Consider the following 8,421-nt stretch of genomic DNA (forward strand, 5'->3'; position numbering starts at 1 on the left):
CCGCGTTCGGAGGCCTACTTTGTTTTCCCTCTGGCGCAAGGCACGCCGGGAAAACAGTGCGGCCTCGCGGCTACTGGGGTCTACCAGCCTTCGCTTCGCTCTCCATGGCTGGCAGCGAGCGGTGCAGCCCGGTGCCGCCGGTGTCGAAATCATTGGCGTAAACCAGTTGTACAGTATTGCGCCCGGTCTTCAGCAGCTCGGGTTTCAGATACACACGATGGTTTTGGATGGCTGCCCGCGCGACCGGATGACCATTGATGCGCAGCTTCTTGAGCCTGTCACCCGAAAAATCCAGGAACAGGTGATCCGGAACGGCTTCAAGGTTGAACATGACCTCTGTTTTACCCTGATATTCCCTGCTCTCTCCGGCAAACCGGAAATACAGCCTGTAGTCGACTGAAGCTACCTGCTTGGCACGCAGTTTTGCTTCTTCCCAGGTAAGGTCGGGTGTTGTGGCCAAGGCAGCAAAGGAATGAAACAGTGTAAGCAGCAACAGGGCTTGCAGTATTGTGCGGACTTCCTGTCTCACTGTTTTATCTCCAGAACCGATTGGCAGGCCGTTGAAAAAAGGTTTTTTGGGCCGCCTGTGCGCGTGAGAAAGCGACATTCGCATTTTTCGGTTTCCGTTGTTGAAAAAGCCATGGGTGGGCTCTTCCCACATCCTGTCAGGGTAGAAATGATACCAGGTCACCGGGCTTCAGCTACCCGCCTGCAACAGGGTAACGGTGTACTCCCCGGATTTTCTTGATTGCCAGTGAATATCTCCCACACGGGGAATGAACACGCCGGATTCCCTGTCCTGAAAGTAATATTTCAGGGTTTCCCTGACCACGGGAAACGCCAGTTCGTCCCAGGGAATATCTTCCTCCCGGAACAGGGCCACATCCAGGCTCTCGGAACCTGGAGAAAAATCCAGGTCCTCCAGGCTGCCGCGAAACAGCAGATAGACCTGGCTGATATGCGGCAGATTGAAGGTAGTGTAGAGCTGCTCGATACTGACCCGCGCATTTGCCTCTTCCAGGGTTTCCCTCGCGGCGCCCTGCTGGGCGCTCTCCTCATTTTCCATGAATCCTGCCGGCAGGGTCCACAAGCCATAACGCGGCTCGATGGCGCGGCGGCACAGCAGCACGCGGTCTTTCCATTCGGGAATACAGCCGGTCACCAGTTTGGGATTCTGATAATGAATTTCACCACATGAGGTACACACGAATCGCTGGCGGTTGTCCCCGGGCGGAATGCTCAACTCCACATTCGAACCGCAACTGCTACAGAATTTCACTCCTCTCTCCTCTGCTGTAAACTAACGTGTATTGTTTGCTGTATCCAAATCCGCGCAGATGCCAGAATCACAGATTACCCCGCCCCACACAATTGCCGCCGTCGACCTTGGCTCCAACAGCTTTCACCTGATCGTCGCACAGATCGAAAACGGCCAGCTGCAGATCATCGACAGGCTCAAGGAGATGGTACGCCTGGGCGCTGGGCTGGACAACAAGAAGCGGCTGACGGATGAAGCTCAGGAACGCGCTCTGGATTGCCTATCCCGTTTCGGCCAGCGGCTTCGCGATCTGCCGCAACATGCCGTGCGTGCTGTGGGCACCAACACGCTGCGCCAGATACGCGACGGTGGAGAATTTCTGCACAAAGCGGAGGAAGCACTCAACCACCCCATCGAAATCGTCGCCGGACACGAGGAAGCACGGCTGGTATACCTCGGTGTGGCTCATGGACTGGCGGGCAGCGAGGAAAAACGCCTGGTGGTCGATATCGGCGGCGGGAGCACTGAACTGATCATCGGCGCGGGCATGGAAACCCTCGATCGGGAAAGCCTGTTCATGGGTTGCGTGAGCTTCAGTCAGCGTTTCTTCCCGGATGGCAGGATCACCCAACAGCTCATGGATGCCGCGGTGATTGCCGGGCGGCTGGAAGTGCGCCCGGTACAGACGGTGTATGACAGCGACCAGTGGGAACTTGCAGTGGGCAGCTCGGGCACCATCCGCTCCATCCGTGATGTCGTGCAGGCCCAGGGCTGGTCTGACAAAGGCATCAGCCGGAAATCACTGAAGAAACTGCGCAAGGCGGTTGTCGATGCCGGCAAGGCGGACAACCTCAAGCTGGAAGGACTGAGTGACAACCGGCGTCCGGTCTTTGCCGGTGGCGTCGCAGTACTCAGCGCGGTATTCAAGGCTCTGGATATCGATCAGATGCGGGTCTCTGATCTGGCTTTGCGGGAAGGACTGCTGTTTGAGCTGCTGGGCAGCATCCAGCATCACGACGTGCGTGAACGCACGGTCGATACCCTGGTACAGCGCTACGGTCTTGACCAGGAACAGGGAAAGCGCGTGGCGCATACAGCCCTGATGCTGCTGGAGCAGGTGTCAGACAGCTGGAAACTGGACGATCCCGAACTGCAGCTGATGCTGCAGTGGAGCGCTCTCCTGCACGAAATCGGCGTAGCCATTTCTCATGACAGTTACCACAAACATGGCGCCTATATTCTCGCCCATGCAGACCTGGCAGGCTTCTCCCGGCAGTCTCAGGGAGTGCTGGCCATGCTCGTGCGTGCGCACCGGCGCAAATTCCCCACCCCACTTTTCGGCGACCTTGCCAAAGAAGTGCGCGAATCCAGCAAACGCCTTGCCATCCTGCTGCGCCTGTCCGTACTGCTGCACCGCGGACGCAGCTCCCGCCGCAAACCCAAGCTTGGCATCATGGCGGAAAAGAACAATATTATCCTGTCTTTCCCCGCAGACTGGCTCGAGGAACATCCTCTGACCACAGCCGAACTGGAGCGCGAAGCAAAGTATCTGGATTCAGCAGGTTATTTCCTGAGCTACTCATGAGATCATCCGGCATGAGAATCGAATCCAGTGACAGAAAACTGCAGATGAGCCATGACAGAACCTGAAAAGCATTGCGACGCCGGTATCCTCCTGATCAATCTGGGCACACCCGACTCCCCATCCCGGGGGGACGTCAAACGCTATCTGCGCGAATTCCTCTGGGATCCCCGTGTGGTGGAAATGCCCCGCGTTCTCTGGTGGCCGATTCTTCACGGCGCCATTCTCAATATCCGTCCGGCACGATCCGCCAAAGCCTATCGCAAGATCTGGACGGAGGAAGGCTCGCCCTTGCTCACGAATACGGTGAAACAGGCCAAAGCACTCCAGCAAAAGCTGGGCAGCCGTATTGCCGTGGTTCCCGCCATGCGCTATGGCAATCCGTCCATCAGACAAGGCCTGGAGCAACTGCGTGATCAGGGCTGCCTGCGCATACTGGTATTCCCGCTCTACCCGCAGTATTCCGCCACCACCACGGCTTCTGCATTCGACGCCGTGGTTACCGAGCTGAAAAACTGGCGCCTGCTCCCCGAGCTGCGATTGCTCAATCAGTATTTTGACGACCCCGGTTACATTCAGACCCTGGCCGGCAGCGTGAAGGATTTCCAGGAGCAGCACGGCCAGCCGGATACACTGGTTCTTTCCTACCACGGTTTGCCGCAACGTTATGCCGATGCGGGTGATCCCTACCCCCACCAATGTGAAGAAACAACGAACGCACTGATTTCAGCCCTGAATCTGAACAGCGCGCAATGGCGGCATTGCTATCAGTCCCGCATGGGGAGAGAACCCTGGCTGCAACCGGCCACGGCGGACACCCTGCGTGAACTGGCAAACGCCGGATGCAAACATGTGCAGGTCATATGCCCGGGCTTTTCCTCGGATTGCCTGGAAACACTGGAAGAAATCGCCATGGAGAACAAAGAAGTGTTTTTGCAAGCCGGTGGAGAACGCTATGAATACATTCCCTGCCTGAACGATTCCAGGGCCCATATCGACATGCTGGCCGGACTGGCAATGCGCTACCTGGGAGGGTGGATAAATGAGTGACACACCCAAGCCTGTTGATATCACCGTACACACCCGCTCCCATACGCTTGAAATCGGTTTCGATGACGGCAGCCATTTCACCTACCCGGCCGAGCTGTTACGGGTCTATTCACCTTCGGCTGAGGTGCGCTGGCACTGGGGACAGGGTGCCAAGCTGCAACTGGACAAGCAGGATGTGAACATCACCGATATCAAACCTGTCGGGCAATATGCCATCAAGATTTTCTTCGACGACGGGCATGATTCAGGGCTGTTCGACTGGGCCTATCTGCACGAACTCGGGAAGAAGCAGGCCCTGTACTGGACAGATTACCTGGACAGGCTGCAGCAGGCGGGACACAAACGCATCGCGCCGTCCTGGAAAAACGATAATCCGGAACGATGAGCACTCGGCATATGGAAAGGCCGGCGTTAGTAACCCGGCCATGCTGACAGCCAGGAAAAGGCTGACAGTCGCTACCAATCAGTAGCGATACTTGTCCCTTTTGTAGTTATCCTGGGAACGCTCGATTTCGTGCATGGTCTCTTTCCACTGACTCTTGCACTCATCATGGCCATCCTGCCAGCCATCATGGTAGTCGCGGTCATCCTGAAAGCGGTGCACGTTCTTCCTGAATTCGTCGAACATGGAGCCGGCTGCATTCTTGCCACTGGAACAGCCATCATCATAGCCTTCGGTATAGGCTTGCGGATAGCCCTTGTCACGAAGCACTTCACCTTCCGTCACACAACCAGCCAAAAAAACCGGCAACGCCAGTATCACGACCATTCCGTTTCTGAATTTCTGGAGATTCATGGGCAAGTCATCCCTCGTCCTATTGGTTTGAGTAAGGTTCGATAATGAGCAATCCGCGGAATTTTTTCCATATCGTTTTTATGCACCGGAAGAACGTTGGTCCGTTTCTGACAACGTGAAAGAGAAACGGCCACGGTGCAAAGCCTGCTGCAGCGAATGGAAGGCTGCATCAATCTCCTCACTACCGGTAAACCCCAGTTCCACGAAGGATTCCTCACCCATACGTGGCAGGCTGAACAGTTTCAGTTGCGGCCAGTCACCGGTCAGCTTTTCCAGTATCGGCATCAATTCGTTCTCCGATGCACCGTACACCCGCAGGGACAAAGTCTGCGGGGCGTGTTCATCCGGTGGATAATACCTGTCGAGTACCCACTGCCCCATGGGATGGGACATATCAGGAAAACCGGGCAGGAAGTAATGCTCCTTGATGGAAAATCCCGCTACGTTGTTTACCGGATTGGGGATCAGCTCACTGCCTTCGGGAAGGTCTGCCATGCGTATACGATGAGGCCGGGCGCTGCCGGGAAACTGCTTCTCGATGAGCGCGGCCGCTTCGGAGTTGCGCACCAGGGGAACACCGGCCGCCACAGCTGCGCACTGACGTGTATGGTCATCCGGCGTGGCGCCGATACCGCCGCAGGAAAACACCTTTTCCCCGGCCATCATGCTCTGCCGGATCTGACGTATCAGCAGCTCAGGATCATCCGGCAGTATCTGCACCCAGCCCAGGGAAAAACCGTGATCCTGCAAGATGTGCCGGAACCATTCCACGTGTGTGTCACGTCTGCGCCCACTGAGTATTTCATCACCAATCACCATCAGACCGAATTTCACGAGGCTTTCTCCGGCAGCTTGCTGATCGCGTCCTGAATGGACTGGGAAAGGTAATACCAGTACATTTCGACCGTGTTGATCCCGGTCATCTTCTTTTCCAGCTCTGTTCCATCCGCCTCCAGGAACAGCAGGGTCGGCGTGACAAAAACACCATAACCGTGAGCAAAATCAGCCGCCTCCCGCTCTACCCCCTTAAAATCCCTGATCTTTTCACCTGCATCGATAAACAGTTCGCGAATCAGTATGTCATCCCTGAAATCGCCACCCAGTATCATGGGACGAATGATCTCCTCCTTGATCAGATGGCAGTAGGGGCATTCCTGCTGGGAGACCAGCAGCAGAATCAGGCGGTTTTCATATGCGGCCAGCTTCGCCAGTTCGGCAAAGTCACGGACGCGCTGTATCAGGGGCTTTGACAATATCCTGTTTCCTCGATAAATAAGCGGTATTCCACATCAAATGCCAGGAACGCAACTTTTTGTTACCATACTTGTCCACTAAGGGGTCATTTGAATAATAGTCCGTCATCCCGGCACGGGTCATGACAACGCCATATTTATTCAAAAGCTCCCAAAACAAGAAATTCCAATAAATTATCATTGATGAATGAAACTGCTCACTGACTTTCTCCCGGTCATTATATTCTTTGTTGCCTACAAGATCTGGGGCATGTATGTGGCTACAGGCATCTTCATTGCAGCCACCCTGATTCAGATCGGCTGGACATACCACGCCCACAGGAAAGTCGAGACCATGCAATGGGTAACACTGGGCCTGGTGCTGGTTTTCGGCGGCCTAACGCTGGCACTGCACGACCCTGTATTCATCAAGTGGAAACCTACTGTGGTCAACTGGCTGTTTGCAGCGGCTTTTCTGGGCTCCGGCCTGTTCATGCAACGCAATCTGCTGCAGCGCATGATGGACCACGCTATCAACCTTCCGCAGCCGGTATGGGGCAGACTCAATCTGGCCTGGATCACTTTTTTCGTCAGCGCAGGCTTTGCAAATCTGTATGTAGCCTACAATTTTTCAGAAAGCACCTGGGTCGATTTCAAGCTGTTTGGCATGCTGGGTCTGACCCTTGTTTTCATGGTATTGCAGGGCTTTTACCTGGCCCGGCACATGCTGCCACAGGAGGAGGAACAAACCTAAATGTTATATTGCATTATTGGCACCGACAGGGAGGACAGCCTGGCGGATCGCACGGCTGCCCGCCCCGCCCATGTCGAACGCCTGCAGCAGCTGCAAGCTGAAGGGCGATTGTTGCTCGCAGGTCCTAACCCGGCCATCGATGCCGAAGACCCCGGCGAAGCCGGCTTTACCGGCAGCCTCATCGTTGCCGAATTCCCCAGCCTGGACGATGCAGAAAGCTGGGCAGCAACCGATCCCTATGTATCCGCCGGCGTGTACAAACACGTCTCCGTCAAACCTTTCAGGAAAGTATTCCCAGAATGAATAAATTTACACACAGCAAACTCAAGACACTGGCAGCTTCCTTGCTACTGGCCGGCGCACTGCAAAGTGGCGCCCAGGCTGAAGACAGCAAGGCTGGACAAACACCTGCACCCAAGGCCACTGGTCCACAGACCCTGGTTACCATCAACGGACAGGCCGTGACCGATATCGAGGTCCTTGCTTTCAACGCCCTTCAGGGTGGCCAGAACAAACTGGACAGCCAGCAGGCACAGGTCCAGTTGCTGAACCAGCTGGTCAATACCACGCTGCTGGCACAGGAAGCGCAGAAAAACGGTTTGGACAAGCTGCCCCAGGTGGCTGCCGCGTTGAAAATGGCCGACATCCAGGTCCTGGCAGAAGCCGAGGTCAACACCTATTTCGAAAAGCATCCTGTCACGGACGCTGAAATCAAGGCAGCCTATGACAAAAAATTCACGCCCGAGAATCTTCAGGAATACAAAGTGCGCCACATCCTTGTCAAAGAAGAAAAGGAAGCAAACGACATCATCGATGCACTTGCCAAGGGCGAGGACTTCGTCGAGCTGGCCAAGAAGCATTCACTGGACAGCAGCAAGGATGCCGGTGGTGAACTGGGTTGGGTGGGCCGTAACCAGGTGGTCAAGCCCTTTGGCGACGCCATGAGTGGCCTGAAGAAAGGCGAGCACAGTAGCAAGCCGGTAAAAACCCAGTTTGGCTGGCATGTCATTGATGTAGAAGACATCCGCACCCAGGAGCCGCCTCCCCTGGACCAGGTGAAAGATCAGTTCAAGCTGCAGATTCAGCAGCAGAAGCTGGCGCAGATGGTCAGTGAATTGCGCAACAATGCCAAAGTCGAGGTTGCCGGTGCAGAGCAGCCCACGGCAGCCGCTGCCGCAAAACCTGCCACCAAAAAGTAATACGGAGCGGCGCCCGTTCGGGCGCCGTCTTTTCCTGCTGATGAATCAAATCCTCGAATTCAGCATTTTCTAATCATCTTCTTTCTGTTTCTTCTTTTCCAGGCCGCCTATCTTGCTGATCGGCACTACCTCGGCCTTTACTTTCTCGTCGGTAAAATAGGGTCGTGAATGTGCCGTACCCGCCTCATCCGCCAGTTCCCTCTCCCTGGCCGCGATCAGGCTCAGGCACATCTTGATATCTTCGATGGTATCGCCGGACAAGGGATGCTTCATGGTCTTGAATTCCGGCGTGGTGTCCTTGATGATGTTCGCCAGCACCTTGCGCATCACCATCAGTATTTCAGCTTCTTTTCGACTGCTATCAGTCATCTCAAACTGCCTCTTTGTAGTTTTCAGACGCCAAGAATACAGGAAGCCAATCCATGGTATCCACCGCTGCCAGCCATGGAGAGCGAAGCGAAGGCTGGTAGACCCCAGTAGCCGCGAGGCCGCACTGTTTTCCCGGCGTGCCTTGCGCCAGAGGGAAAACAAAGTAGGCCTCCGAACGCGG

The 8,421-nt window shown here is 55.4% G+C and carries 13 protein-coding genes; 7 read left to right on the top strand and 6 right to left on the bottom strand.

The genetic code is table 11. The features are described from left to right. On the top strand, window positions 1–400 hold a 400-nt coding region (locus ACOCD2_RS07965; RefSeq protein WP_293814898.1), incomplete at its 5' end, for a hypothetical protein. A gap of 297 nt (window positions 401–697) precedes the next feature. On the opposite strand, the gene ACOCD2_RS07970 is transcribed toward ACOCD2_RS07965, so the two are convergent. Next, window positions 698–1,279 (bottom strand): NUDIX hydrolase, encoded by a 582-nt coding sequence (locus ACOCD2_RS07970; protein WP_293648355.1) that lies wholly within the window; start codon window positions 1,277–1,279, stop codon window positions 698–700. Window positions 1,280–1,337: 58 nt separating this feature from the next. Here ACOCD2_RS07970 and ppx point away from each other — a divergent pair, with 58 nt between their 5' ends. The 3 genes from ppx to ACOCD2_RS07985 are packed head-to-tail and all read left to right on the top strand — an operon-like array spanning window position 1,338 to window position 4,275. Beyond that, complete coding sequence (ppx, locus tag ACOCD2_RS07975) at window positions 1,338–2,843, top strand: exopolyphosphatase (protein WP_293648358.1); 1,506 nt, start codon at window positions 1,338–1,340, stop codon at window positions 2,841–2,843. A gap of 51 nt (window positions 2,844–2,894) precedes the next feature. Next, the gene (hemH, locus tag ACOCD2_RS07980) at window positions 2,895–3,890 is read left to right on the top strand and encodes a ferrochelatase (RefSeq protein WP_293648361.1); all 996 of its coding nucleotides are present in this window, start codon (window positions 2,895–2,897) and stop codon (window positions 3,888–3,890) included. Further along, complete coding sequence (locus ACOCD2_RS07985; protein ID WP_293648363.1) at window positions 3,883–4,275, top strand: DUF971 domain-containing protein; 393 nt, start codon at window positions 3,883–3,885, stop codon at window positions 4,273–4,275. The genes hemH and ACOCD2_RS07985 overlap by 8 nt, the downstream gene beginning before the upstream one ends. A gap of 78 nt (window positions 4,276–4,353) precedes the next feature. Here the strand turns inward: ACOCD2_RS07985 and ACOCD2_RS07990 are convergent, their stop codons facing one another. The 3 genes from ACOCD2_RS07990 to ACOCD2_RS08000 all read right to left on the bottom strand — a co-directional run bounded on the left by ACOCD2_RS07990 (window position 4,354) and on the right by ACOCD2_RS08000 (window position 5,939). Next, complete coding sequence (locus ACOCD2_RS07990) at window positions 4,354–4,686, bottom strand: hypothetical protein (protein WP_293648951.1); 333 nt, start codon at window positions 4,684–4,686, stop codon at window positions 4,354–4,356. A gap of 78 nt (window positions 4,687–4,764) precedes the next feature. Then, window positions 4,765–5,520, bottom strand: a complete 756-nt coding sequence (locus ACOCD2_RS07995) for a competence/damage-inducible protein A (RefSeq protein ID WP_293648949.1) — start codon at window positions 5,518–5,520, stop codon at window positions 4,765–4,767. Then, on the bottom strand, window positions 5,517–5,939 hold the full coding sequence (locus ACOCD2_RS08000) for a thioredoxin family protein (RefSeq protein ID WP_293648946.1): 423 nt from the start codon (window positions 5,937–5,939) through the stop codon (window positions 5,517–5,519). Before ACOCD2_RS08000 ends, ACOCD2_RS07995 begins: the two co-directional genes overlap by 4 nt. Before the next feature lie 187 nt (window positions 5,940–6,126). On the opposite strand from ACOCD2_RS08000, the gene ACOCD2_RS08005 reads away from it, so the two are divergent. The 3 genes from ACOCD2_RS08005 to ACOCD2_RS08015 are packed head-to-tail and all read left to right on the top strand — an operon-like array spanning window position 6,127 to window position 7,871. Then, complete coding sequence (locus ACOCD2_RS08005) at window positions 6,127–6,672, top strand: septation protein A (RefSeq protein WP_293648943.1); 546 nt, start codon at window positions 6,127–6,129, stop codon at window positions 6,670–6,672. Then, window positions 6,673–6,975, top strand: a complete 303-nt coding sequence (locus tag ACOCD2_RS08010; protein ID WP_293648940.1) for a YciI family protein — start codon at window positions 6,673–6,675, stop codon at window positions 6,973–6,975. Then, entirely contained in the window at window positions 6,972–7,871 is a 900-nt protein-coding gene (locus ACOCD2_RS08015; protein ID WP_293652485.1) for a peptidylprolyl isomerase, read from the top strand. Before ACOCD2_RS08010 ends, ACOCD2_RS08015 begins: the two co-directional genes overlap by 4 nt. A gap of 69 nt (window positions 7,872–7,940) precedes the next feature. Here ACOCD2_RS08015 and ACOCD2_RS08020 read toward each other — a convergent pair whose 3' ends face one another. Together ACOCD2_RS08020 and ACOCD2_RS08025 are read right to left on the bottom strand one after the other, a co-directional pair. Further along, a complete protein-coding gene (locus ACOCD2_RS08020; RefSeq protein WP_293650628.1) occupies window positions 7,941–8,240 on the bottom strand; it encodes a segregation and condensation protein A in 300 nt (99 codons plus the stop codon). A gap of 1 nt (window position 8,241) precedes the next feature. Continuing rightward, a partial coding sequence (locus ACOCD2_RS08025) for a hypothetical protein (protein WP_296714260.1) occupies window positions 8,242–8,421 on the bottom strand: 180 nt, incomplete at its 5' end.

It is taken from the genome of Thiolapillus sp., from assembly GCF_048562965.1.
Lineage (GTDB): Bacteria > Pseudomonadota > Gammaproteobacteria > Chromatiales > Chromatiaceae > Thiolapillus > Thiolapillus brandeum_A.

What these genes read in the sequence shown, in the direction of transcription:
- ppx (WP_293648358.1), top strand. Translation starts at nt 1,338, where the DNA reads ATGCCAGAATCACAGATTACCCCGCCCCACACAATTGCCGCCGTCGAC.
- hemH (WP_293648361.1), top strand. Translation starts at nt 2,895, where the DNA reads ATGACAGAACCTGAAAAGCATTGCGACGCCGGTATCCTCCTGATCAAT.
- ACOCD2_RS07985 (WP_293648363.1), top strand. Translation starts at nt 3,883, where the DNA reads ATGAGTGACACACCCAAGCCTGTTGATATCACCGTACACACCCGCTCC.
- ACOCD2_RS07990 (WP_293648951.1), bottom strand. Translation starts at nt 4,686, where the DNA reads ATGAATCTCCAGAAATTCAGAAACGGAATGGTCGTGATACTGGCGTTG.
- ACOCD2_RS08005 (WP_293648943.1), top strand. Translation starts at nt 6,127, where the DNA reads ATGAAACTGCTCACTGACTTTCTCCCGGTCATTATATTCTTTGTTGCC.
- ACOCD2_RS08010 (WP_293648940.1), top strand. Translation starts at nt 6,673, where the DNA reads ATGTTATATTGCATTATTGGCACCGACAGGGAGGACAGCCTGGCGGAT.
- ACOCD2_RS08015 (WP_293652485.1), top strand. Translation starts at nt 6,972, where the DNA reads ATGAATAAATTTACACACAGCAAACTCAAGACACTGGCAGCTTCCTTG.
- ACOCD2_RS08020 (WP_293650628.1), bottom strand. Translation starts at nt 8,240, where the DNA reads ATGACTGATAGCAGTCGAAAAGAAGCTGAAATACTGATGGTGATGCGC.